The 23894-nt window shown below is 67.0% G+C and carries 27 protein-coding genes; 17 read left to right on the top strand and 10 right to left on the bottom strand.

Annotation, left to right across the window (positions count from 1 at the left end):
* Window positions 1–9 precede the first annotated feature (9 nt).
* Complete coding sequence (locus ACMVO5_RS08270; RefSeq protein WP_416907046.1) at window positions 10–678, top strand: NUDIX hydrolase; 669 nt, start codon at window positions 10–12, stop codon at window positions 676–678.
* A 220-nt stretch (window positions 679–898) separates the two neighbouring features.
* Here ACMVO5_RS08270 and ACMVO5_RS08265 read toward each other — a convergent pair whose 3' ends face one another.
* Window positions 899–2464, bottom strand: a complete 1566-nt coding sequence (locus ACMVO5_RS08265) for a peptide chain release factor 3 (RefSeq protein WP_416907045.1) — start codon at window positions 2462–2464, stop codon at window positions 899–901.
* 82 nt (window positions 2465–2546) lie between these two features.
* Here ACMVO5_RS08265 and ACMVO5_RS08260 point away from each other — a divergent pair, with 82 nt between their 5' ends.
* From ACMVO5_RS08260 to ACMVO5_RS08215, 10 genes are all read left to right on the top strand, one after another.
* Window positions 2547–3500: a D-alanyl-D-alanine carboxypeptidase family protein gene (locus tag ACMVO5_RS08260; RefSeq protein ID WP_416907044.1), complete on the top strand. Its 954-nt coding sequence runs from the start codon at window positions 2547–2549 to the stop codon at window positions 3498–3500.
* A gap of 3 nt (window positions 3501–3503) precedes the next feature.
* Window positions 3504–3917 carry an ABA4-like family protein gene (locus ACMVO5_RS08255; protein ID WP_416907043.1) on the top strand — a complete coding sequence of 138 codons (414 nt, stop codon included), beginning with the start codon at window positions 3504–3506 and terminating at the stop codon, window positions 3915–3917.
* A gap of 31 nt (window positions 3918–3948) precedes the next feature.
* On the top strand, window positions 3949–4131 hold the full coding sequence (locus tag ACMVO5_RS08250; protein ID WP_416907042.1) for a DUF1289 domain-containing protein: 183 nt from the start codon (window positions 3949–3951) through the stop codon (window positions 4129–4131).
* Entirely contained in the window at window positions 4128–4574 is a 447-nt protein-coding gene (locus ACMVO5_RS08245; protein WP_416907041.1) for a UDP-N-acetylglucosamine--LPS N-acetylglucosamine transferase, read from the top strand. The genes ACMVO5_RS08250 and ACMVO5_RS08245 overlap by 4 nt, the downstream gene beginning before the upstream one ends.
* Window positions 4571–5065 carry a glycosyltransferase gene (locus ACMVO5_RS08240; protein WP_416907040.1) on the top strand — a complete coding sequence of 165 codons (495 nt, stop codon included), beginning with the start codon at window positions 4571–4573 and terminating at the stop codon, window positions 5063–5065. Before ACMVO5_RS08245 ends, ACMVO5_RS08240 begins: the two co-directional genes overlap by 4 nt.
* Window positions 5062–5850: an acyl-CoA thioesterase gene (locus ACMVO5_RS08235; RefSeq protein ID WP_416907039.1), complete on the top strand. Its 789-nt coding sequence runs from the start codon at window positions 5062–5064 to the stop codon at window positions 5848–5850. The genes ACMVO5_RS08240 and ACMVO5_RS08235 overlap by 4 nt, the downstream gene beginning before the upstream one ends.
* Window positions 5851–5928: 78 nt before the next feature.
* Window positions 5929–6096: a hypothetical protein gene (locus tag ACMVO5_RS08230; RefSeq protein WP_416907038.1), complete on the top strand. Its 168-nt coding sequence runs from the start codon at window positions 5929–5931 to the stop codon at window positions 6094–6096.
* On the top strand, window positions 6093–6869 hold the full coding sequence (locus tag ACMVO5_RS08225) for a glycosyltransferase (RefSeq protein WP_416907037.1): 777 nt from the start codon (window positions 6093–6095) through the stop codon (window positions 6867–6869). The genes ACMVO5_RS08230 and ACMVO5_RS08225 overlap by 4 nt, the downstream gene beginning before the upstream one ends.
* 53 nt (window positions 6870–6922) lie before the next feature.
* Window positions 6923–8665, top strand: a complete 1743-nt coding sequence (locus tag ACMVO5_RS08220) for a carbamoyltransferase (protein ID WP_416907036.1) — start codon at window positions 6923–6925, stop codon at window positions 8663–8665.
* The gene (locus tag ACMVO5_RS08215; RefSeq protein ID WP_416907035.1) at window positions 8662–9411 is read left to right on the top strand and encodes a glycosyltransferase family 2 protein; all 750 of its coding nucleotides are present in this window, start codon (window positions 8662–8664) and stop codon (window positions 9409–9411) included. Before ACMVO5_RS08220 ends, ACMVO5_RS08215 begins: the two co-directional genes overlap by 4 nt.
* Before the next feature lie 9 nt (window positions 9412–9420).
* Here ACMVO5_RS08215 and ACMVO5_RS08210 read toward each other — a convergent pair whose 3' ends face one another.
* Window positions 9421–10668 carry a dicarboxylate/amino acid:cation symporter gene (locus tag ACMVO5_RS08210; RefSeq protein ID WP_416907034.1) on the bottom strand — a complete coding sequence of 416 codons (1248 nt, stop codon included), beginning with the start codon at window positions 10666–10668 and terminating at the stop codon, window positions 9421–9423.
* A gap of 153 nt (window positions 10669–10821) precedes the next feature.
* On the opposite strand from ACMVO5_RS08210, the gene crtI reads away from it, so the two are divergent.
* Window positions 10822–12459 carry a phytoene desaturase family protein gene (crtI, locus tag ACMVO5_RS08205; RefSeq protein ID WP_416907033.1) on the top strand — a complete coding sequence of 546 codons (1638 nt, stop codon included), beginning with the start codon at window positions 10822–10824 and terminating at the stop codon, window positions 12457–12459.
* On the opposite strand, the gene ACMVO5_RS08200 is transcribed toward crtI, so the two are convergent.
* Genes ACMVO5_RS08200 through ACMVO5_RS08190 form a run of 3 tightly spaced genes read right to left on the bottom strand, consistent with a single transcriptional unit; the run spans window position 12456 to window position 15705 of the window.
* Window positions 12456–13397 (bottom strand): GDP-L-fucose synthase family protein, encoded by a 942-nt coding sequence (locus tag ACMVO5_RS08200; protein WP_416907032.1) that lies wholly within the window; start codon window positions 13395–13397, stop codon window positions 12456–12458. The genes crtI and ACMVO5_RS08200 overlap by 4 nt on opposite strands.
* On the bottom strand, window positions 13397–14440 hold the full coding sequence (gene gmd, locus ACMVO5_RS08195) for a GDP-mannose 4,6-dehydratase (protein ID WP_416907031.1): 1044 nt from the start codon (window positions 14438–14440) through the stop codon (window positions 13397–13399). Before gmd ends, ACMVO5_RS08200 begins: the two co-directional genes overlap by 1 nt.
* Window positions 14437–15705, bottom strand: coding sequence for an MFS transporter (locus tag ACMVO5_RS08190; RefSeq protein ID WP_416907030.1), 1269 nt, complete (start codon window positions 15703–15705; stop codon window positions 14437–14439). The genes gmd and ACMVO5_RS08190 overlap by 4 nt, the downstream gene beginning before the upstream one ends.
* A gap of 89 nt (window positions 15706–15794) precedes the next feature.
* Between ACMVO5_RS08190 and ACMVO5_RS08185 the strand changes: the two genes are divergently transcribed.
* Both ACMVO5_RS08185 and ACMVO5_RS08180 read left to right on the top strand, forming a co-directional pair.
* Window positions 15795–16319, top strand: coding sequence for a DnaJ domain-containing protein (locus ACMVO5_RS08185; RefSeq protein ID WP_416907029.1), 525 nt, complete (start codon window positions 15795–15797; stop codon window positions 16317–16319).
* Window positions 16316–17398, top strand: coding sequence for a P1 family peptidase (locus tag ACMVO5_RS08180; protein WP_416907028.1), 1083 nt, complete (start codon window positions 16316–16318; stop codon window positions 17396–17398). The genes ACMVO5_RS08185 and ACMVO5_RS08180 overlap by 4 nt, the downstream gene beginning before the upstream one ends.
* Window positions 17399–17402: 4 nt before the next feature.
* On the opposite strand, the gene ACMVO5_RS08175 is transcribed toward ACMVO5_RS08180, so the two are convergent.
* From ACMVO5_RS08175 to ACMVO5_RS08165, 3 genes are all read right to left on the bottom strand, one after another.
* A complete protein-coding gene (locus ACMVO5_RS08175; RefSeq protein WP_416907027.1) occupies window positions 17403–18011 on the bottom strand; it encodes a CAP domain-containing protein in 609 nt (202 codons plus the stop codon).
* Window positions 18008–18505, bottom strand: a complete 498-nt coding sequence (locus ACMVO5_RS08170) for an NUDIX hydrolase (RefSeq protein ID WP_416907026.1) — start codon at window positions 18503–18505, stop codon at window positions 18008–18010. The genes ACMVO5_RS08175 and ACMVO5_RS08170 overlap by 4 nt, the downstream gene beginning before the upstream one ends.
* Window positions 18506–18607: 102 nt before the next feature.
* Window positions 18608–19150 carry a GNAT family N-acetyltransferase gene (locus tag ACMVO5_RS08165; protein WP_416907025.1) on the bottom strand — a complete coding sequence of 181 codons (543 nt, stop codon included), beginning with the start codon at window positions 19148–19150 and terminating at the stop codon, window positions 18608–18610.
* Between the two features lie 133 nt (window positions 19151–19283).
* Between ACMVO5_RS08165 and ACMVO5_RS08160 the strand changes: the two genes are divergently transcribed.
* The 3 genes from ACMVO5_RS08160 to ACMVO5_RS08150 all read left to right on the top strand — a co-directional run bounded on the left by ACMVO5_RS08160 (window position 19284) and on the right by ACMVO5_RS08150 (window position 21322).
* Complete coding sequence (locus ACMVO5_RS08160) at window positions 19284–19919, top strand: PEPxxWA-CTERM sorting domain-containing protein (protein WP_416907024.1); 636 nt, start codon at window positions 19284–19286, stop codon at window positions 19917–19919.
* Between the two features lie 80 nt (window positions 19920–19999).
* Window positions 20000–20863, top strand: coding sequence for a polysaccharide deacetylase family protein (locus tag ACMVO5_RS08155; RefSeq protein WP_416907023.1), 864 nt, complete (start codon window positions 20000–20002; stop codon window positions 20861–20863).
* Window positions 20864–21322 carry a nucleoside deaminase gene (locus ACMVO5_RS08150; protein WP_416907022.1) on the top strand — a complete coding sequence of 153 codons (459 nt, stop codon included), beginning with the start codon at window positions 20864–20866 and terminating at the stop codon, window positions 21320–21322. It abuts the gene before it with no gap.
* Window positions 21323–21329: 7 nt separating this feature from the next.
* On the opposite strand, the gene ACMVO5_RS08145 is transcribed toward ACMVO5_RS08150, so the two are convergent.
* Both ACMVO5_RS08145 and ACMVO5_RS08140 read right to left on the bottom strand, forming a co-directional pair.
* Complete coding sequence (locus ACMVO5_RS08145) at window positions 21330–22460, bottom strand: acyl-CoA dehydrogenase family protein (RefSeq protein WP_416907021.1); 1131 nt, start codon at window positions 22458–22460, stop codon at window positions 21330–21332.
* Between the two features lie 98 nt (window positions 22461–22558).
* Window positions 22559–23767, bottom strand: a complete 1209-nt coding sequence (locus ACMVO5_RS08140; RefSeq protein ID WP_416909338.1) for an acyl-CoA dehydrogenase family protein — start codon at window positions 23765–23767, stop codon at window positions 22559–22561.
* Window positions 23768–23894 lie beyond the last annotated feature (127 nt).

Raw genomic sequence — 23894 nt, 5'->3', positions numbered from 1 at the left:
GGTGCGCGCATGACCAGCGCGCCCGCCCTCCGCCCCAAACACGCCGCCACCCTGCTCATCCTGCGGCGTGACGCCGGCCCCTTGCGCGTGCTCATGGGTCGCCGCGTGCGCGGTCACGCCTTCATGCCCGACAAATGGGTCTTTCCCGGCGGCCGCATCGCACCCGCCGATTACCGCGTCGCCGCCGCCCGCCCCCCCGCGCCCGACCAGCTGGCGCTGACCGCCCGCGCCTGCGCCGATTGCCAGCGCCGCGCCCGCGCCCTCATGGCCACCGCCATCCGCGAAACCTTCGAAGAAACCGGCCTCATCCTCGGCCAGCCCGGCCAGGCCGCCAGCCGCAGCCCCAACTGGCAACCCTTCCTCAATACCGGCCACCTGCCCGACCTCGCCCCCCTGCGCCTCGTCGGCCGCGCCATCACCCCGCCGCTGCGCAGCCGCCGCTTCGACGCCCGCTTCTTCACCGTCGACGCCCGCCACCTCGCCTCGCCCCACCCCACCAGCGGCTCCGGCGAACTCGACGAAGTCGCCTGGTTCACCATCGAAGAAGCCGAAGCCCTCGACCTGCCCAGCATCACCCGAGCCCTCCTCGCCGACGTCACCGCCCGCGAACACGACCCCTCACGCCCCGTTCCCTACCACCGCTTCGACCACGGCCAACACCGGCTGCTCAGCGTCTGAAGTAAAGGGCCTCCGGCTGGTGAGAAGGGCCTCCGGCGGCTGGGGCCTCAGGCCCCAGACCCGATTTCGTCATCTTGGGCCAAGCGGGCCGGCTAAGCGCGCGCAGCAGGCTATAAACTGCTCTCCGCGCGGGCGCTGCCCTTCGAAGTCTTCTCGAAAGCCCATGAATGGGGTCTGGGGCCTAAGGCCCCAGCCGCCGGAGGCCCAAACCCAAAAACCCTCAAGCCCGCTCCCGCGTCGCCGAAAACTGGATGTCCTTCTCGCGCTCGGCGACATAGTTCAGTTCCCACGCGTCGCGGGCCATGAACACCGGGCTGCCGTCCCGGTCTTCGGCCATGGCGGCGCGGTGCTGTTCCATAAAGCGTTTCATGGCCGCGGGTTCGCCGCGTACCCAGCGTGCGGTTTCAAACGGCGAGGGTTCGAATTCGGCCGCGACGCGATATTCGGCGTCGAGCCGCGAGATCAGCACTTCGAGCTGAAGCTGGCCGACCACGCCGACGATCCACTGGCTGCCGATGGCGGGTTTGAACAGCTGGGTCACGCCTTCCTCGGCCATGTCGGTCAGTGCGGTGCGCAGCTGCTTCGATTTGGTCGGGTCCTTCAGCGCCACGCGCCGCAAGATTTCGGGTGCGAAATTGGGGATGCCGGTAAAGGTCAGGTCGGTCTTTTCTACCAGGCTGTCGCCCACCCGCAGCACGCCGTGGTTGGGAATGCCGATGATGTCGCCCGGATAGGCTTCGTCGGCGATCTCGCGGTCCTGCGCGAAGAACATGATCGGCGAGTTGATGGCGATGGTCTTGCCGGTGCCGACCTGGCGCAGCTTCATGCCCCGCTTGAATCGCCCCGAGGCCACGCGCATGAAGGCGATGCGGTCGCGGTGCTGCGGGTTCATGTTGGCCTGCACCTTGAAGACAAAGCCCGAGACCTGCCCGTCGTCCGGCTGCACCGCTTCGGGCAGCGCCGGCTGCGGCCGCGGCGACGGCGCGAATTCGGCCAGCGCATCGATCAGCGCCTCCACCCCGAAATCCTTGAGCGCCGAGCCGAACAGCACCGGCGTCAGCGCCCCCTTGCGGTAGAGATCGGCATCGAGCGTGGCATAGCCGCCCTGCGCCAGCTCCGCCTGCTCGCGCAGCCGGGGCGCAATGTCGGCGCACAGCGCATCGATCTGCGGGTCATCCAGCCCGCTCGTCGCCACGGTCTCGCCCGCCGCCGCCGTGGCCGTGCCATCGGGCGTCTGAAAGGCGTGGCTTCGCAGGTCATAAAGCCCCTTGAATTCGCCGCCCATGCCCGCCGGCCAGTTCAGCGGCGCCACATCGAGCGCCAGCATGTCGGCAATTTCATCAAGCAGTTCAAAGGGGTCGCGGCCCTCGCGGTCCACCTTGTTGATGAAGGTGATGATCGGCACATCGCGCAGCCGGCAGACCTCGAACAGCTTGCGCGTCTGCGCCTCGATGCCACGCGCCGCATCAATCACCATGACGGCGGAATCCACCGCGGTCAGCGTCCGGTAGGTATCTTCCGAAAAATCCTCATGGCCTGGCGTATCGAGCAGATTGTAGAGCGTGCCGCCGCGCGCGAAGGTCATCACCGAGCTGGTCACCGAAATGCCGCGCTGCTGCTCGATCTTCATCCAGTCCGAGCGCGCCCGCCGGTTGGCCCCGCGCGCCCGCACTTCGCCCGCCAGATGAATGGCGCCGCCAAACAGCAGCAGCTTCTCGGTCAAGGTCGTCTTGCCGGCGTCAGGGTGGGAAATGATGGCGAAGGTGCGCCGCTCGAGGATGGTCATGCGCGGCCACATGACAGTGCCGCGCGCCCGATGCAATGCCACACCCCTTCGCAGCGAATCGCAGATGGGTTAGAGTGCCCCCATGCAGCGGTTCCTTCTCCTCATCCTCCTCCTGTTTTCAGCGCCGGTCCGGGCCGACAGCCTCTATGACGTGCCCAAATATGCCGCGATCCTGATCAACGCCGAAAGCGGCGAGGTGCTTTACGCCCGCCGCGCCGACGAGCAGCGCTTTCCCGCCTCCATCACCAAGGTGATGAGCCTCTATCTCGCCTTTGAAGATCTCAAGGCCGGCCGCATCAAGGAGACCGACGAGATCCGCATCTCGCGCCATGCCGCAAGCCAGCCGCCCACCAAGCTCGGCCTGCGCGCCGGCGAAACCATCACCGTCGCTGATGCCATCGGCGTGATGGCGGTGCGCTCGGCCAATGACATCTCGGTGGCGCTGGCCGAACATCTCGCCGGCAGCGAAGCCAAGTTCGCCGCGCGCATGAATGCCACCGCCAAGCGCCTCGGCATGACCGCCACCCATTTCGTCAATCCGCACGGCCTGCCCAACAAGGACCATGTCACCACCGCGCGTGATCTCGTCCAGCTGTCGCGCGCCATGATCCGCGATTTCCCCACCCGCTATGGCATCTTCGCCCAGCCCGAGTTCCAATATCGGGACCAGATCATCAAGGGCCATAATTACCTGCTCAAGGTGCCCGGCGTCGATGGCATCAAGACCGGCTTCACCAACGCCTCGGGCTTCACGCTGGCCGCATCCGCCGTCCATGACGGGGTGCGCCTCATCGCCATCGTTCTCGGCAGCCCGACCCGCATCAAGCGTGATGACAACATGACCGAGCTGCTCGACACCGGCTTCAAGGTGCTCACCCGCCGCTCGCGCGGCGAAATGGTCACCGTCGCCGCCAATTTCGCCGAGCCCGATGACCTGTCGGATGCGATGATGGACCGTCTGGCCACGCTCGGCCCGGCCAGCGGCGGGCTGGTCCTGCCAAAGGCGCCGCAGATGATCGCCAACAGCGCCAACTAGCCCATGGACAATGCCCAGCTGTTCGCGCTGGCCAGCGCCGCCGTGCTGCCCGGCTGGCTGGCGCTGGCCACCGCACCGCTGTGGCGCACGGGTGCGGTGCGCACGGCCCGCATCGTCGCCGCCGTCCTCGCCGGTCTCTACGTCAGCCTGCTCGCCGCCGGCCTCGCCGGTGAAGCCCCCCCGCAAGGCGCCAGCTTCACCAGCCTTGAAGGCGTCCGCCTGCTGATGACATCCGAGGCCGCGCTGCTCGCCGGCTGGGTGCATTATCTCGCCTTCGATCTCTGGGTCGGCAGCTGGGAGGCCGAGGATGCGCGCCTGCCCCATGTCCTGCTCCTCCCCTGCCTCGCGCTCACCTTCCTCGCCGGTCCCACCGGCTTGCTGCTCTATCTGCTGCTGCGCATGTTGCGCCGCGCGTGACACGCCCGCGCAGTTGCGGCAAAGACCCCGCATGAGTGTGCCATCGCCCTGCATCAACGTCTGCCGGATCGACCGGAAGAGCGGCTATTGCGAAGGCTGCCGCCGCACCGTCGATGAAATCATGGCCTGGCCCACCGCCACCGACGAGGCGAAGCGCGCCGTGCTGGCGGCCCTGCCGGCGCGCAAGGTCAGGCGGTCGATCCTGCCGTGGTGAAAAAGCGCATCCTCGCCATCGCGTCGGGCGGCGGCCATTTCGTCCAGCTGCTCCGCCTGCGCCCGGCGTTCGAAGGCCATGAGGTGCATTTCGCCACCGTCCATCCCGAAAGCCGCGCCGAAGTCGGCGACGCCCCCTTTCACAGCTTCCGCGACGTCTCGCGCGCGGACTGGTGGCGCCTGCCGCTGACCACGCTCGACATTCTCGCCCTGCTCATCCGCGTCCGGCCCCAGGTCATCATCACCACTGGCGCGCTGCCGCCACTGATCGCGCTGGCGCTGGCCCGCCCCTTCGGCGTGCGCACGCTCTGGGTGGACAGCATCGCCAATTCCGAAACCCTGTCCGGCTCGGGCAAGTTGGCGCGCAAGCTCGCCAGCCAGGTCGTCACCCAATGGCCCGGCCTCGCGGCGCCCGGCGTCGCGCATTGGGGCAGCGTGCTGTGAAGGTGCCTGATGTGTTCGTCTCCGTCGGCTCGATGATGCCCTTCGAGCGGCTGGTCACCGCCATGGATGCCTTCGCCGCCGCCCATCCCGGCCTCGATGTCCTCATCCAGATCGGCCGCGGCAAGACCGAGCCCGCCCATGCCCGCTGGGTGCGGATGATGCCACCGGCCGACTACAAGGCCATGGTCGCCGGCTGCCGGCTGTTCGTGGCGCACGCCGGCATGGGCTCGATCATCACCGCCATCGAGGCCGGCAAGCCGCTCCTCATGCTGCCCCGCCGCCAGTCGCTGGGCGAACACAACACCGAGCATCAGCGCGCCACCGCCGTCCATGTCGGGAGCCGCCCCGGCCTTCACGTGGCCGAAGACGAAGCCGATCTCGCCGCCCGCGCCGAGGCGCTGCTCACCAATACCGGCGCCCCGCCCGCCCCCATCGCCCCCCACGCCTCGCCCGAGCTCATCGCCAACATCAAGGCCTTCATCACCGCATGATCCCCGTTCTGCCTCTCGCCACCCACAGCTTCGCGCTCGATGTCACGCCAGATCTCTGCGTCGGCCATCCCGACAGCCAGTTCCTGTTCGGCGGCGCCGGCCTCGCCGCCGGGCTGGCCGCCATCGAGGCGGTCACCGCCCGTCCCGCGGTCTGGGCGGCCGCGCAATATCTCAGCTACGCCCGCCCCGGCACCCGCCTCAGCCTCGATGTCACCGTCCCGGTCAGCGGCAAATACACCAGCCAGGCGCGCATGGTCGCCAGCCATCAGGGCCAGGAGATCATCACCGTCAACGCCGCGCTCGGCGCCCGCCCCGACAGCCCCGAGGCGCAATGGGCGGTGATGCCCGATGTGCCGCCCCCCAGCGCCTGCCCGGCCTTCGATTATGACTGGCTGCGCCGCGAGGATGACATCAATTCCGCCTTCGACAAGCGCGTCGCCAAGGGCCGCTTCGGCAAGGCCCGCACCGACAGCACACCGTCTGAAGACGGCATCGCCCAGCTCTGGATCCGCCCGCGCAAATCCCCGGTCAACCGCACCACGCTCGCCGTCATGGCCGATTTCCTGCCCTCGGGCGTCGGCAATGCGCTCGGCACGGCCGCCGGCGGCAACAGCCTCGACAACACCATCCGCTTCGCCCGTGCGGCCGAAACCGAATGGGTGCTCGCCGACATCCGCATCCACAGCACCGCCCAGGGCTTCGCCCATGGCCGCGCCCATCTCTTCGCCGAAGACGGCACGCTGCTGGCCACCGCAAGCCAGTCTCTCATTCTCCGCATCCGCTAGGGCCTCTCATTCTCCGCATCCGCTAGGGTCAGCTTTTCAGGGCTGGATTCAGCCGCAGCGAGCCGGTAATCAAGTCTCATGCTGGCCTTCATCGAGAGCATCTTTTTCGAGGCTCTGGCGATCTCGCCGGAGTATCTCATGCTCGTCGGCCTGCCCGAGCTGCCGCCGCTCAAGCGGCCGAAGTTCATCATCATCCGCGAGCCTGCCAGTCGCAAGACGGGGCGCCGGCTCAGAAAAGGCGCATGAGCGCGCCCGCCCCGCTCGCCGTCTTCATCCTCGCCCGGAACGAAGCTGCCAACATCGACCGCACCCTTGCCGCCCTCGCCCCCACCGGCTGGCCGGTCACCGTGCTCGACAGCGGCTCCACCGATGAAACCCCCGCAATCGTCGCCCGCCACGGCTTCGCCACGCTCCAGCCCTACCGCTACACCGATCACCACGACGCTTATAACGAGATCACCACCGCGCTCGGCGCCGCGCATGAACGGGTCATCATCCTCGATGCCGACATGGTGCTCACCCCCGCGCTCATCGCCGAGGTGAAGGCGCAGGCCCAGCCGCTCACCGTCGCCAGCGCGCCCGTCATCTTCTGCGTCGCCGGCCAGCCGCTCGCGCACGGCTCGCTCTATCCGCCCAAGCCCTTCCTGTTCGCCACCGGCACTGCCTGGTTCGTCCGCTCCGGCCATGCCGAGCGCGTGATAGACGGGGTCAGCGTCACAAGCCTCGCGGGCGCCATCCGCCATGATGACCGCAAGCCCTTCGCCAGCTTCCTCGCCGGCCAGGCGCGCTATTCCGAAAATTTCGTCAGCCGCCTCGCGCGCGGCGAAGCCAGCGGGCGTGACCGGCTGCGCGCACGCTGGCCGCTGCTCATCTTCGCCGTGCCGCTGGTCTCGCTCATCTGGAAGCGCGGTCTGCTGGATGGCCGCCCCGGTCTTGTCTATGCGCTCGACAAGCTCATCGCCGAAGCGATCATGCACCGTCAGGCGCTCGCCGCCCGCCTGACCCCGCCGCCGGAATAGACGCATCCGGCCACAGCCGCTATGGCCGATGAAGGCCCGCGTTCGGAGTTTTCATGAGTATCATCATCGGCATCAACGCCTATCATGCCGACAGCGCGGCCGCCCTCGTCAGAGACGGCGTGCTCATCGCGGCCGCCGAGGAAGAGCGGTTCCGCCGCATCAAGCATTGGGCGGGCTTCCCCAGCGAATTGATCCGCTACTGCCTCGCCGAAGCCGGGCTGACGCTGGCGGATGTCGACGGCATCGCCATCAATCAGGACAGCAGCGCCAATCTCGGCCGCAAGATCGCCTATGCCGCGCGGACCCGCCCCAGTCTCTCGCTCATCGCCCAGCGCCTCAAAAACAAGCAGGAGCGTGCCGGCGTCGCCGAAGAGCTGGCGCGCACATTGGGCCCCGGTTTCGCCGGCAAGGTCCATCAGGTCGAACATCACCTCGCGCACCTCTCGTCTGCCTTCCATGTCTCGCCGTTCGAAGACGCCGCCATCGTCAGCGTCGATGGCTTCGGCGATTTCGCCAGCGCCGCCTGGGGCCATGGCCATGGCAGCACCATCCAGATCGACGACAAGGTCTATTTCCCCCATTCGCTCGGCATCTTCTATCAGGCACTCACCCAGTGGCTGGGCTTTCCCAATTACGGCGATGAATACAAGGTCATGGGCCTCGCCCCCTACGGCGAACCCAAATATCTGGACGCCATGCGCAAGATCGTCCGGCTCGAGGCCGACGGCAGCTTCAAGCTCGATCTCGACCTCTTCCGCCACGCCCGCGAAAAGGTCGACTATGAATGGTCGGGCGGCGAACCCAAGGTCGGCACACTCTTCTTGCCGGCCCTTGAGGCCCTCCTCGGCCCGGCCCGCGCCCCCGGCGCCGAGCTCACCCAGACCCATAAGGATTTCGCCCGCTCGGTCCAGGCCATGTATGAAGAGGCCTTCTTCAACCTCTTGAACGCGCTCCACAAGCGCCACGGCGGCGATGCCATCTGCATCGCCGGCGGCTGCGGCATGAATTCGGTCGCCAATGGCCGCCTCTACCTCCACACGCCCTATACCCGCGCCTATGTCCAGTCGGCTGCCGGAGATGCCGGCGGCGCCATCGGCGCGGCCTTTGCCGTCCACCACGAATCGGGCGCGCCCCGCCGCTACATCATGGACCATGCCTATCTCGGCCCCCACGCCAGCAACGCCGAGATTGAAGCGCTGCTGGACGAGGAATCCGCCGCACTGGCCGACGCCGGCTGCACCGTCACCCGCATCGATGATGAAGCCACACTGTGCGCCCGCACCGCCGACGCCATCGCCGAGGGCAAGGTCATCGGCTGGTTTCAGGGCCGCATGGAATGGGGCCCGCGCGCGCTCGGCAACCGCTCCATCCTCGGTGACCCCCGCCGCGCCGACATGAAGGACATCCTCAACCTCAAGATCAAGCGCCGCGAGAGCTTCCGCCCCTTCGCCCCCAGCGTGCTCGCCGAAGCCGTGCCCGACTGGTTCACCCAGTCCGACGATGTCCCCTTCATGATGCAGGTCTATCCCATCCGCGAAGAGAAGCGCGCCCTCATCCCCGCCGTCTGCCATGTCGATGGCTCGGGCCGGCTGCAAAGCGTCCGCGCCGAAACCAACCCCCGCTATCACCGCCTGATCAGCGCCTTTGCCGCCAGAACCGGCGTGCCGATGCTGCTCAACACCAGCTTCAACGAAAATGAGCCCGTCGTCTGCCGCCCCGGCGAAGCGCTCGCCTGTTTCCTGCGCACCAGGATGGATGTGCTGGTGCTGGGAGACTGGCTGATCGAGCGGGCATGAAGATCAGCATCATCACCGCCGTCTACAACCGCGAGCGGACCATCGCCGCCGCGCTCGCCAGCCTCCATGCCCAGACCCACCCCGACATCGAGCATATCATCATCGATGGCGGCAGCACCGACGGCACGCTCCCCATCCTCGAAGCCGCCGCAAGGCGACCCCAGACACGGCTCATCTCCGAGCCCGATCACGGCATCTATGATGCGCTCAACAAGGGGCTGGTGCGCGCCACCGGTGAAGTCATCGGCATCCTCCATTCCGATGACAGCTTCGCCGACCGCGACGTGCTCGCCGATGTCGCGCGCACCTTCGAGGCCGTGCCCACCGACGCTGTCTACGGCGATCTCGACTATGTGTCCGACGACGACAGCGCCCGCATCATCCGCCACTGGCGTTCGGGCGCCTATACGCCGGCGCGGCTCAGGCGCGGCTGGATGCCGCCGCATCCGGCGCTGTTCGTGCGCAAGCCGGTCATCGACCGGCTCGGCGGCTATGATACCAGCCTGCGCATCGCGGCTGATTATGACGCCATCCTGCGCTGGTTCATCGGCGCGCGCATCCAGCCGGCCTATCTGCCGCGCGTGCTGGTCCGCATGCGCGTCGGCGGCGTCTCCAACCGCAATCTCGCGCGCATCGTGCAAAAATCCCGCGAAGACCTCACCGCCATGCGCCGCAACAAGGTCGGCGGCCTCACCACGCTGGCCATGAAAAACCTCAGCAAGCTGCCCCAGTTCCTGGCCCGCTAGCCCAGTCTGCTAGTCGAGCCTGACCGGCGGATCGAGCTCACCCTCCGACGCCGCCACCGCCGTCGCCACCGCCAGATCACCAGTCACGTTCACGGTCGTGCGCCACATGTCGAGCAGCCGGTCAAAGGGAAGCACAAAGCCGATCACCAGCCCGATCTGCGCGCCGCTCACGCCAATCACCTCCAGCACGGCCGCCAGCAAGAACAGCGAGGCCGAGGGCACCGCCGCCGTCCCCACCGAGACCAGCGCCGTGGTCAGCGCGATCAGCCCATAATCGCCAAGCGTCAGCGGAATGCCAAACACCTGCGCCGCGAAGATCGCCACCGCCGCCACATATAGCGCCGTCCCGTCCATGTTCACGGTCGCCCCCAGCGGCAACACCGAGGAGGCAATCGGCGCGCCAATCCCCAACTGGGTTTTGGCCGCAGTCAGCGAAGCCGGCAGCGTCGCCGCGCTCGAGCTGGTTGAAAAGGCCAGAAGCTGCGGCGTCCGCACCCCGTGCAGGAAGGTGCCAAGCCCCATCCCCGCGATCAGCCGCACCAGCCCGCCATGCACCACCAGCATGTGAATCAGCCCGCCCAGATAGACGATCGCCGCCAGCTTCAGCACATTCACGAGCGCCGCCGGGCCTTCCGTGCCCATCAGCCAGGCCACCAGCGCAAACACCCCGAAGGGCGCCACCTCCATGACGATGCCGGTCATCTTGAGCATCACGTCGCTGGCCGCCACAAACAGCCGCTTCACCGGCGCCGCCGCCTCGCCCGCCAGCACGATCCCGGTGCCCAGCAGCAGGCTGAAGAAGATGATCGCCAGCACATCGCCCCTGGCAAAGGCCTCGAACACATTCTGCGGCACAATCGCCATCATCCGCTCACCCAGCGGCATCGCGTCGGCCAGCTTCACCCCGTCGCCGCTCATCGTCGACAGGTCAACGCCCACGCCGGGCGCAAGCGCCACCGCCAGCCCCAGCCCGATCAAGATCGCGAAAAAGGTCGTCGCCAGATAGAGCGCCATCGCCTTCAGCCCGATCGACGCGATCCGCCCCGGCGAAGGCATGGAGACCACGCCCGACACCAAGGTGACGAACACCAGCGGCGCGATCAGCATGCGGATCATGCGGATGAACAGGTCGCCGATCCAGCGGATGCCGGCGATGTCCGGCCCGATTCCATAGCCCAGCGCCGCCCCCAGCAGCAGCGCGCCCAGAATCCGCTGCCACAAGGGCACTGAAAACCACCACGCGAACGACCGCGACACGCCAGCCATCAGGCGAAATCTCCATTGCAAGCCCCCAACCTAGACCCAGACCGCGCCCAAGGGCCACCCCGGCCTTGCATCTGCGACAATTTCAGGGTTTGCGAAGCCGCGCCCAAGCGCCTAGCTGCAATCCGGAAAATACAGGACAACAGCATGACCCGCAAAAAGGCCATCGTCATCGGCTCCGGCATCGGCGGCATCTCCTGCGCCATGCGCCTGCAGAGCCTCGGCTTCGACAGCGAGATCGTCGAGAAGCTCGATGCCCCGGGTGGCCGCGCCTATGTCCGCCGCGTCGATGGCTTCACCTTCGACATGGGGCCAACGGTGCTCACCGTGCCCCATTTCATCGAAGAGCTGTTCAGCCTCGAACGCGACCACGCCATGCTCGGCGAGCCCGACTTTCCGGCCCATGTCCTTGATGAAAACAGCCGCGTGCGCGAGGGCAATTCAGGCGGCCCCAACACCAGCCGCTATCTCGACGTCATGCCGATCCTGCCCTTCTACCGCATCTATTTCGATGACGGCACCTTCTTCGATTATGACGGTGATCCCGTCTCCACCCGCGAGCAGATCAAGCGCCTCGCGCCCGAAGACCTCGAAGGCTATGAGGCCTTTCACGAACAGGCCCGCGCCATCTTCAAGCGCGGCTTCCTCGAGCTCGGCTATACCTATTTCGGCAGCCTCGGCTCGATGCTCGGCGTCGTCCCCGATCTCCTCAAGCTCGGCGCCGTCCAGCCGCTGTTCTCGCTGATCAGCAAATATTTCAAGTCCGACAAGATGCGCCAGGTGTTCAGCTTCGAGCCGCTGCTCGTCGGCGGCAATCCGCTCAAGGTCCCGGCCATCTACGCGATGATCCATTTCGTCGAAAAGACCTGGGGCATCCATTATGCCAAGGGCGGCACCGGCGCACTGGTGCAGGCCATGATCAAGAAATATCAGGAGCTTGGCGGCAAGCTCCACCTCAACGCCGAAGTCGCCCAGATCAATGTCGAGAAGCGTTCCGGCAAGCGCGTCGCCACCGGCGTCACCCTTGCAGACGGCCGCACGCTCGAAGCCGATCTCGTCGTCTCCAACGCTGACTATGCCACCACCTATCTCAAGATGGTGGAGGCCAAACACCGCAAGATCAACCGCGACGCGCTGGTCAAGTTCCGCAAACAGTCGATGTCACTCATGGTCATCTACTTCGGCTATGAAAAGCGGGACAACGACCCCGATCTCCGTCACCACAACATCATCCTCGGGCCGCGCTACGAAGCGCTGCTCACCGAAATCTTCGACAAGAAGGTGATCAGCCCGGATTTCTCGCAATATCTGCACATCCCCACGCTCACCGACCCGAGCATGGCGCCCGAGGGCCATCACGCCGCCTACACGCTGATCCCGGTGCCCAACAACCAGTCGGACATCGACTGGTCTGTCGAAGGTGACAGGCTCTGCGACCGGGTGCTCACCTTCCTCGAAGCGCGCGGCTATATCCCCGATCTCGCCGCCCGTCTGAAGCACAAGAGCTTCATCACGCCTGATTATTTCGAGCAGGTGCTGGGCAGCCATGTCGGCAACGGCTTCGGCGTCGAGCCGGTGCTGACGCAAACCGCCTTCTTCCGCCCGCACAACAAGTCCGAGGATATCAGCAACCTCTATCTGGTGGGGCAGGGCACCCAGCCCGGCGGCGGCACGCCGTCCGTCATGATGTCAGCCAAGATGACCGTGCGCGAAATCGCCCGTGACTTGGCCATCGACCCCGCCATCGTCAACGGCGTGCCCCAGCCGGCGCGCGCAGCCGCCTAAACGCCTCTCCGCTCGCCCTCCAGAAAGGCGCGGTAGGCGGAATCCAGCCCCTCGCGCAGCCCAATGCGTGGCCGCCAGCCCATGCCGAGCAGCCGGCTCGAATCCATCAGCTTGCGCGGCGTGCCATCGGGCCGACTGGTGTCAAACACCAGATCGCCCTTGAAGCCCACCGTCTTGCACACCAGCCGCGCCACCTCGCCGATGGTCACCTCCTCGCCGGTGCCCACATTGACATGCTCCGCGCTCGAGTAGTTCTCGAGCAGAAACACCAGCGCATCCGCCAGATCATCGACATGCATGAATTCGCGCAAGGGCGTGCCCGTGCCCCACACCGCCATCGCCACCGCCCCCGCGTCGCGCGCCGCCACCGCCTTGCGAATGAGCGCGGGGATCACATGCGAGCTCTCAAGGTCATAATTGTCGCCCGGCCCGTAAAGATTGGTCGGCATGGCCGAGATGAAATCCAGGCCATGCTGCTGCCGATAGGCCTGGCCCAGCATGATCCCGGCAATCTTGGCAATCGCATACCATTGGTTGGTCGGCTCCAGCGGCCCGGTCAGCAGGGCATCCTCGCGCATCGGCTGTTCGGCCAGCCGCGGATAAATGCACGAACTGCCCAGAAACAGCAGCTTCTCCACCCCGTGCGCCGCCGCTGCCGTCATGATGTTGGTCTCGATCAGCAGATTGTCAGCCAGAAAATCAACCGGCCGCGCCGCATTGGCCGCAATCCCCCCCACGCGCGCCGCCGCAATGATCACCACCTCGGGCCGCTCGGCCGCGACAAAGGCCTCCACCGCCGCCTGCCGCGTCAGGTCAAGCGTCTCGCGCCCGGCCACCAGCACCGCATGACCGTCCCGCGCCAGCCGCCGCACCAGCGCCGCCCCCACCATGCCCCGGTGCCCCGCAACCCAGATCCGCTTGCCCAGAAGCGAAAACATCAGCCCGCGCGCGCCGCCGCCAGATCCGCCGCCACCATCTCGCGCACCAGATCTTCCATGGTCGATATGTGCTCCCAGCCCAGCTTCTGCCGCGCCTTTGACGGGTCGCCCAGCAGCAGATCCACCTCGGTCGGCCGGAAATAGCGCGGGTCGATCGCCACCAGCAGCTTGCCGCTCGCCGCACAATGCCCCTGTTCGTCCACGCCCTCGCCCGACCAGACGACCTGCCGCCCCACCTCGGCAAAGGCCAGCTCGACAAAGCGGCGCACGCTGGTCGTCGTGCCGGTGGCCAGCACCCAGTCCTCGGCGGTGTCATGCTGCACGATCCGCCACATCCCCTCGACATAGTCGCGCGCATGGCCCCAATCGCGCTTGGCATCGAGATTGCCCAGATACAGCGTCGATTGCCGCCCCATCTCGATCGCGGCCACCGCGCGGGTGATCTTGCGGGTCACAAAGGTCTCGCCCCGGAGCGGGCTCTCATGGTTGAACAGGATGCCGTTCGAGGCATGCATCCCATAAGCCTCGCGATAATTCACCGTGATCCAATAGGCATAGAGCTTGGCCGCCGCATAAGGCGAGCGCGGATAAAAGGGCGTCGTCTCGCGCTGCGGCGTTTCCTGCACCAGCCCGTAAAGCTCCGAAGTCGAGGCCTGATAGAAGCGGGTCTTCTCCGAAAGCCCCAGGATCCGGATCGCCTCCAAAAGCCTCAGCGTGCCGATGCCATCGGCATTGGCGGTATATTCCGGCGTCTCGAAGCTCACCTGCACATGGCTCTGCGCTGCCAGATTGTAGATCTCGTCCGGCTGTGTCTCCTGCACCAGCCGGATCAGGTTGGTGGCATCGGTCAGGTCGCCGTGATGCAGATAAAAGTTCGTCGGCCCCTCATGCGGGTCCTTGTAAAGATGGTCGATCCGCGCCGTGTTGAAGCTCGAAGCCCGCCGCTTCACCCCGTGCACCACATAGCCCTTGGCCAGCAGCAATTCCGAAAGATAGGCGCCGTCCTGGCCGGTGACGCCGGTGATGAGTGCAGTCTTGGTCATCCGCGCGGCTTAGCCGCTGCCTCCCCCGAGGGGAAGCCTCTCAGCCATGGCAGCAGCACCAAAATGGTCAGCCCTGCGCCCGCCAGCACCAGCGGCACCGTCGCTCCAAACGACAGCGCAACCCCAATCGCCAGCACGGCGGCAATCTGAAAGGCGGCATTGACGATATTGTTCGCCGCAATCGCGCTCGCCCGGCTGCCCGCCGGCGTCGCCGTCTGCAAAACGCCATAAAGCGGCACCGAGAAAATCCCCCCGGCAATCGCCAGCACGGTCAGATCGGCCATCACCCGCCAGCCCGCAGGCCGCGCCAGAAACGACGGCACATCCAGCGCCGGCAGCGCCGCAAAGGCGCCTTCGGCAAAATAAAGGTCCAGCCCCGCCAGCGCCATCACCAGCCCGGCCGGGGCCGCCAGCCGCACCGAAACCCGGCCCCGGAGCAGCCGCGAGACCAGCCCCGAGCCCAGCGCCACCCCCACCGAAAAGGCCGCCAGAAACAGCGTCGCCACCGCTTCATTGCCGCCCAGATTGTTGCGCGCCAGCGGCACGAACTGGCTCGTATAAACCGCCCCCAGCGCCCAGAACCAGCTGATCGCCAGCGTCGCGGTCGCCAGGCTGCGGTTGCTGAAGGCCATCGCCAGCGCCGCCCGCGTGGTCGTCAGCGGGTTGAACTGCACCGGCCCCGGCGTCTCCGGCGGCGCGGGCGGGATCAGCCGCGAGGCCAGCCAGCCCACCACCGCCACCGTGATCGCCGCAATCGCCGCATCCCGCGTCGACAAAAGCCCGCCGGCAATCTGGCCCAGCAAGATGGCCACAAAGGTCGCGCCCTCCACCAGCCCGGTGCCCAGCAGCAGCTCCTCCGCCCGCAGATGCTGCGGCAGCACCGCATATTTCACCGGCCCGAAAATCGTCGAATGCAGCCCCATCAGCGCCAGCACGGCGAGGCACAGCGCTTCGGATTCCAGCGCCAACGCCCCCGCACCCAGGCCCATGAACAAAATCTCCGCCAGCTTCACCCAGCGCGCGATCGCCGCCTTGTCGCGCCGGTCGGCCAGGCTCCCGGCCAGCCCCGAAAACAGCACATAAGGCGCAATGAACACGCCCGCCGCCACCGTCGCCAGCGTCGCCGCCCCCACCGGGTCATCGGCGCGCAGCCGAAACGTCACCAGAAAGACAAAGGCGGTCTTGAACAGATTGTCGTTGAAGGCCCCCAGAAACTGGGTGACGAACAGCGGGCCGAAACGGCGGGCGGTGATCAGGCCGAGCATGAACGCGCACGATGGGCGATGTCGCGCGCCAGCGCAATCTGCGACCGTGCAGTGCTGGCGCTCGCGCCCAAGCCGGCGTATCGAGAGCCATGGCTCGCAACCGACGTTCCGATGACTGGGGGTTCCCGCGCTGGCGCAACTACGGCAGCAATGCCAGCGCGGCCGCGCGCGTGCGCCTTTGCGACCGTGAAGGCTGCGGCGATGTCGGGGACCGTCCCGCCCCCAAGGCCCCCAACCGCCCCGAGCGCTGGTGGTTCTGTGAAAAGCACGCCGCCGAATATAACGCCAATTGGGATTATTTCGCCGGCCTCACCGATGCCGAAGCCGCCGCCCGCGCCAAGGATGAAGAAGGCGAAAGCCGCTACCGCCGCGCCAGCCACTGGAGCTGGGGCGGACCGGGAGACGGCTCGCGCAGCCGCGCCGAACTCGACGCCCTCAAGGTCCTCGGCCTTGATCCCGACGCCGATCTCGACGCCGCCAAGGCCGCCTGGCGCACCGCCGCCAAGGCCAGCCACCCCGATGTGGCGGGCAACGACCCCGCCGCCGCCGAACGCTTCCGCGCCGTGCAGGCCGCCTGGGAAGTGCTCAGCGCCGCCGAGGCCGCGCGCCGATGAAGTGGCTGCCCGTGCTCCTCGTGCCTTTGCTGCTCGTCGCCAGCAGCGCCGGGGCCGAAGAGCGGATGCGCTACCGTGATACCGGCCGCAGCGTCGGCACGCTCCCCACCGGCCCCGCCAATGCCATCACCGATGTCGAAGGCGTGCGCGTCGGCCATGTCACCCGCATCGAGGGGGACGCCGTGCGCACCGGCGTCACCGCCATCCTGCCCCATCCCGGCAATGTCTTTCTCGAAAAGGTCCCCGCCGCCATCTTCGTCGCCAATGGCTTCGGCAAGCTCGCCGGGCTCAGCCAGGTCGCCGAGCTCGGCGAGATCGAAAGCCCCATCCTCCTCACCAACACGCTGAATGTCGGCGAGGCTCTGGCCGGCGGCGTCGAATGGGTGCTCGCCCAGCCCGGCAACGAGGCCGTGCGCTCGGTCAATGTCGTCGTCGGTGAGACCAACGACGGCTATCTCAACGACATCCGCCGCCGCAGCCTCACCAGCGCCGACGCCAAGGCCGCCATCGCCGCCGCCCGCCCCGGCCCGGTCGCTGAAGGCAATGTCGGCGCCGGCACCGGCACCCGCCTGTTCGGCTGGAAAGGCGGCATCGGCACCGCCTCGCGCCGCGTCGGCGACTGGACGCTGGGCGTGCTCATCCAGGGCAATTTCGGCGGCCAGCCCGTGATCGCCGGCAAAGCTGTCCCGGCCAGCCCGGCGCAGGCCGCGCTCGAATCGCAGGTCGGCGACGGCTCGATCATGATCGTCGTCGCCACCGACGCGCCCTTGTCCGACCGCAATCTCGGCCGGCTGGCGCGCCGCGCCGTCGTCGGCCTCGCCCGCACCGGCAGCACCATGGCCAATGGCTCCGGCGATTATGTCATCGCCTTCTCCACCCACCCGGACGTGCGGCGAACGGCAGAGCGGCGCGCCAAAGTCAGCGCCTATGCCGCGCTCGGCAATGATGCCATGTCGCCGCTGTTCACAGCCGTCGCCGAAGCCACCGAAGAGGCGATCTACAATGCCCTCACCATGGCCGAGACCATGACCGGCAACGGCCACCGCCTCGAAGCGCTGCCACTCGCCCTGCTGCCCTGATCCGCTATTTCCCGTCGGCGCTGTCGGACAGTTCGATGGTGCACATCAGCCCATAGCGGATGTGCGGGCCACAGGCTGCGCCACCATGGTCATAGCCATTGTCGAGCAGCAGCTTGCGGTGTCCCCGGTCGGGCACGCCGTCATCGATGATCAACTGCAACACCACATCGCGCGGCTCGCCGCTGCCATAGCTGATCGCCTCCGCCACATGGCGCCCGCCGCCGCGCCGCCGCAGCCGGTCAGCCGGCCACAGCCCGCCGTCGCTGACATGGCCAATGGTGCCGCGCGGCCCCTGTTCGGCGGTATGGTCGGCGGCCGCGGCAAACAGCAGCGCGCCGGGCGCCAGCGGCCGCCGCGGCTTCATGCGCTTCATAAAGTCAATGGCCTCGTCAATCGCCGCCACACCCTCATTGCTCGACCACAGCGGCCCGCCCGAAAGATTGCGAAAATAGCCTTCGGGACCATAGCTCGAGCGCAGCGCCATCAGATCCTGGACCACGCTCTGCGGCTGGGTGCGCGCCCGGTTCACCTCGGCCAGCACAGCCGCATCAAAGGCCGGGTCTGCCACGGCCGGCGCCGCCAGCATCAGGGCCAGGCACAGCGCCCTGATCATGCCAGCCCCAGCGCGATGGTCAGGCGGCTGTCGATGATCCGCCCCTGCTGGCGCTGCCCGTCCAGAAAGCCCGGCAGCTCGGCCATCGGCACGACATGCGGCGTGATGTCCTCGCCCGCCACGCCGCCGCCGGCGCCCACACGCTTCAGCCCATGGGCGCGAAACAGCGTGAACAGCTCCGAGCTCATGCCCGGCGAGGTCGCATAGGTCCCCAAGTCCTCGAAGGTCTCGGCGGTAAAGCCGGTCTCTTCCTCCAGCTCGCGCCGCGCCGCCGCCTCGCCCGTGTCATCGTCAGAGGTGTCGCCGATCAGCCCGGCCGGCAGCTCGATGCACGGCGCGCCAAAGGCATGGCGATATTGCTCGACCAGCACAATCTCGCCCTCGGGCGTGACAGCGAGAATCACGGCAGCACCCGTCGCGCCAATGCGCGCGGCATATTCCCATGTGCCGCTGACATGCATTTCAAGATACTGGCCGCGCCAGACACGCATCATCATAATGCCCAAAGCAATAAGTTCGGCAAAATGAACGAAAGCGAAATCGCTGCAACGCTTTTCGACTGCGCTTTTCAATAATTTGCGATTTGATGAAGTAAACTATTCATTAATATTTACCAACGGCAAGACCATCGCGCATCGCTTGGTCGCATCCATGCCCTCGGCAATCTGCCGGTCCAGCCGCGCGCGCAGCGTCGCCGGCATGTCGCCTTCCGTGCAGAGCCGAAAGCCGAGGCGCGCATAAAAGGGCGCGTTCCACGGCAGCGTCCTGTCCGTGGTCAGCAACACGGCCGCCGCCCCGGCGGCGCGGGCATGGTCGATCCCCGCCCGCATCAGCGCCCGGCCATGGCCGCGCCGCTGCGCCGCCGCCGCCACGGATAGCTCGCGCAGATAAAGCCCCTCGGGGCAGGGCTCGGCCAGCAGAAACCCGGCCACCGCCCCGTCCATCTCGCTCACCCACAGCAGCCCCGCCGCATGGCCGCGCGCCAGCGTGCGCGGATGGGTGGTGGGACCAGCGGCAAAAGCGGCCGCGTGCGTGCCCACAAACAGCGCCGCCGCCGACCGCTCGATCGCCGCCAGCCGGGCCAGATCCTCGCGGCGGCTCCGCCGGACAAGGGGAGGGGCAGGAACAGGCGGCTGCATGCGCCCCGTCTATCAGCCACCCCGCGATCGGAAAACAATGTAAAGCCGGCCGCAGTTAACCATTGATGACGACAACTCTTCAGACAATCGCGCGTAAAGCCCGTTCGCAATGTCGTGAGTGTGAGTATCCCTTATGAAAGTCCGCGTTCTTCTCGCCGCAGCCGCAGCACTGGCCCTCGCCAGCGGCGCCCAGGCGACCGTCATCCTCTTTTCCAACTTCGATTCGGTCATCAACCCGCTGCCAAGCGGCGGCGGCTTCCGCATCCTCCCCAGCGCTGATGGCTGGACCAGCACCACCCGCGGCATCGAGATCCAGTTCAACAATGTCGCTGGCCGGTCCTTTTCCGGCACCTCGCATGTCGAACTCGATACCAATGGCAACAGCTCCATGTTCGTCGATCTGGCGCGCGGCCACTATGAGGTGAGCTACTATTATTCGCCGCGCCCCGGCCGCAGCGCCGCCACCAACGGCATCAGCCTCCTCGATGGCACCCGCCTGCTCGACAGCGTCACCGGCGCCGGCGCCAGCCAGACCGTGTGGCAGCAGCGCAGCGTCGCCTTCTTCACCCTGGGCGGGCCGCTCACCTTCCAGGCCACAGGCAACAGCGAAGGTGTCGGCGGCTATCTCGATGACATCAGCCTCAGCAGCGTCACCGTCCCCGAGCCCGCCTCATGGGCCATGCTCATCGCCGGCTTCGGCCTGGTCGGCGCCGCCGCCCGCCGCCGCCGCCGCATCGCCGCCGGCCAGCTGCCGCGCGTTCTCGCCTGACCCCTCAGGCCTGACCCGCAATTGCCGCGCCCGCCGTTCTGGGGCATCTGCAGCACAACGCAGATGGCCGGAGATGAGCCTTGAACCGCGAGCGGATGGAATGGCCAGACGGCGCCGTATGCGCCCTTTCGATCGTCATCAATGTCGAGGAAGGTGCCGAACAAAGCCCGGCGCGCGGCGACCGGACCATGGAGCCGGTCGATGAACTCGGCGTCTTCGCCAAGCCGCCGGCGCGCAGCCACGGCAACGAATCAAACTATCTCTACGGCATAAAGGCCGGCGCCCCGCGCCTTATCGACCTGCTCGACCGTCACGGCTTCGAAGCCAGCTGGGCCGCCGCCGCCGCCAGCCTCGAAGCGCACCCCGCGCTCGCCGCCGCCATCACCGAGCGCGGCGATGAGCCCATCAGCCATGGCTGGCGCTGGGTCCACCAGTTCCGCATGAGCGAAGCCGAAGAGCGCGCCTTCATCGACCAGGCCACCGCCAGCCTCACCGCCAGCTGCGGCGTCCGCCCCACAGGCTGGCTGTCGCGCTATCTCCACACCGAAAACACCCGCCGCATGCTGATCGAAGCCGGCTATGACTATCACATGGATGATTACTCGGGCGACGTGCCCTTCCTCGATTCCCAAACCGTCCCAGGCCGCCCCCTCGTCATCCTGCCCTATGCCCTTGATACCAACGACATGAAGATGTGGACCCACCCCGCGCTCACCCCGCGCCAATGGCTCGACTATGCCATCGACAGCTTCGACTGGCTCTATGCTGAAGGTCTCGCCGGCTTGCCGCGCATGATGAGCCTCGGCCTGCATCTGCGCATCATCGGCCGCCCCGGCCGCATCGGCGCGCTCGCCGCCTTTCTCGATCATGTCGCCCGGCACGACCGGGTCTGGGTCACGACGCGCGGCGCCATCGCCCGCCACGCCCGCGCGCAACTCGCCTAGATGAGCGGCTTTCCCGCCTCCCCCGGCATGGCCGCCGCCCTTGAAGAAGCCCGCGCAGCCGCCGCGCGCGGCGAAGTCCCCGTGGGCGCCGCCATCCTCGCCGCCGATGGCCGCCTGCTCGCCCGCGCCGGCAACCGCACCCGCGAACTCGCCGATCCCACCGCACATGCCGAAATGCTCGCCGTGCGCGCCGCCTGCGCCGCCACCGGCAATGAACGCCTCACCGGCGCCACGCTGTTCGTCACCCTCGAGCCCTGCGCCATGTGCGCCGGCGCCGTCGCCGCCGCCCGCCTCGATCGTCTGGTCTTCGCCGCCGAAGACCCCAAGTCAGGCGGCGTCCTCCACGGCGCGCGGGTGCTTGATCAGCCCCAGGCCCATCACAAGGTCGAAGTCGTCGCCGGCGTCGCCGAGCGCGAAGCCGCTGATCTTCTGCGCAGCTTCTTCACCGCGCGGCGCTAGCGCCGCCTCAGCCCATCGTCAGCCGTTCATAGCGGTCGAGATGATGGTCGACCGAGCCGAACAGCCCCTCGATCAGCGTCGCCCGCTTGAAATAATGGCCCACCGAAAGCTCGTTCGAAATGCCGATGCCGCCATGGATCTGCACGGCATTCTGGCCCACGAACTTCGCCGCCTTGCCCACCTTGGCCTTGGCCATCGACACCGCCGCCGCGCGCTCGTCCGTATCAAGCTTCAGCGTCGCCATCAGCGTGATCGACACCGCCTGCTCCACTTCCAGAAACATGTCGACGATCCGGTGCTGGATCACCTGAAAATCGCCGATCGGCCGGCCAAACTGCTTGCGCTGCTTGGCATAGTCGAGCGTGGTCGCCTGGAGCACGCGCAGCAACCCGCACGCCTCGGCGCACACGGCCGCAGTGGCTTCATCCACCACCCGCTCCAGAATCGCCAGCCCCGCGTCCGCCGCCCCGACCAGATGATCGGCCGACACCGCGACATTCTCGAAATAGACATCGGCTGCCGCCCCGCCATCGACGGTCGCATAATCACGCCGCGTGATGCCCGGCAGGTCAGCGGGGATGAGGAACAGCGACACGCCGCCCACATCGCGCTGCCCGCCGCTGGTGCGCGCGCTGACCAGCAGATGCGTCGCATAGGGTGCAGAGGTGACCACCGACTTGTGGCCGTTCAGAACGAACCCCGCGCCGTCCTTCTTCGCGGTCGTCACAAGGTCGGTCAGGTGATAGCGGCCCTGCGGCTCGGCATAGGCAAAGGCGATGATCGCGTTTCCGGCGATGATCTCGGGGATCACGGCCTCGGCCAGCGCCCCGCCAGCCGCCTTCAGCGCCCCGCCACCAATCACCACGGTCGAAAGATAAGGCTCCAGCACCATCGCCCGGCCCATCTCCTCCATCACGATCATGTTCTCGACCGCGCCGCCGCCCAGCCCGCCATGCGCCTCGGCAAAGGGCGCGCCCAAAATGCCCAGTTCCTCGGCAAAGGCCTTCCACACCGCCGGGTTCCAGCCCGTGCCCGCATGCACGGCCTTCATCCGCGTGTCGAAATCATAGGTGTCCGCCAGATAGCGCTGCACCGTGTCCTTGAGCATGGTCTGCTCGTCGGTCAGATTGAAGTCCATGTCCTGCCTCCCCGGAACGTTATTCTGGGCCGTCTAGCCCCAATGCACGAACGGCGGAAGGTCAAGCCTCCCGCCGCCTGTGTCTTTTGCGAGGCCGCTCAGAGCCCCAGCACCATCTTGGCGATGATGTTGCGCTGGATCTCGTTCGAGCCGCCATAGATCGAGGTCTTGCGCATGTTGAAATAGGTCGGCGCCACCCGGCGGCTATGGTCCGGCCCCACTGCGGTGGCATTGTCACCCTCGCCAAAGCTGCGGAAATAGGGCGCGCCGTAATGGCCGGCGGCTTCCAGCGCCAGCTCGGTCAACCGCTGCTGAATCTCGGTGCCCTTGATCTTCAGCAGCGAGGATTCCGGCCCCGGCCCCTTGCCGGAGCTTTCGCCCGCCAGCGTGCGCAGCTCGGTAAACTCCAGCGCCGCCAGATCCACCTCCAGCTCCGAGATCTTGCGCTTGAAGAAGGGGTTGGCGATCAGCGGCTGGCCGCCATCCTGCTCGGCCCGCGCCACATCCTTGATCCGCTCCACACCGCGCTTCGAAGCTGCCACGCCGGCAATGCCGGTGCGCTCATGGGCGAGCAGAAACTTGGCGCAGGTCCAGCCCTTGTTCTCCTCGTAAATCCGGTTCTCCACCGGCACGATCACATCCTCGAGCCACACCTCGTTCACCTCATGCTCGCCGCCCAGCGTGATGATCGGGCGCACGGTGATACCCGGCGTCTTCATGTCAATGAGCAGGAAGGAAATCCCCTCCTGCGGCTTGGAAGCCGGGTCGGTGCGCACAAGGAAGAAGCCCCAGTCGGCATGCTGCGCCATCGTCGTCCAGGTCTTCTGCCCGTTGACACGGTAATATTCCTTGCCGTCATCGCCGGTGAAGCGCTCGGCTTTGGTCCTGAGGTTGGCAAGGTCCGAGCCCGCGCCCGGCTCCGAATAGCCCTGACACCACCAGACATCGCCCGAAAGGATGCCCGGCAAGAAGCGCTCCTTCTGCGCGCTTGTGCCGAAGGTGTAGATCACCGGGCCAACCATCGACAGGCCAAAGGGCATCAGCCGAATAGCATCGGCGCGCGCCGCTTCCTCCGACCAGATGTAGCGCTGCACCGCCGTCCAGCCGGTGCCGCCATATTCCACCGGCCAGGCCGGCGCGATCCAGCCCTTCTTGGCCAACACCCGGTGCCACTTCAGGAAATCTTCCTTCGAAAGCTCCTCGCCCTCGTCGATCTTGCCGTGCAGCTCGACGGGATAATGATCGCGGATGAACGTCCGCACCTCGCCACGAAAGGCTATGTCTTCGGCCGAAAAATTCAGATCCACTGTCACTCTCCCCGATTGGTTGACGCTAACGTTAACCGGGTCTGCGGTTGCGTGCAAGCGCGAGAAACTGCCGCATAGCCGCCGTCACGCCGCATCAAGGCAATTGAGCCCAGCGCGCGCGCCTGCT

This window comes from Polymorphobacter sp. (genome assembly GCF_048007885.1).
Lineage (GTDB): Bacteria > Pseudomonadota > Alphaproteobacteria > Sphingomonadales > Sphingomonadaceae > Sandarakinorhabdus.
Note: the sequence above shows the minus strand (reverse complement) of the source record. Positions and strands in the feature narration are given on the sequence as shown.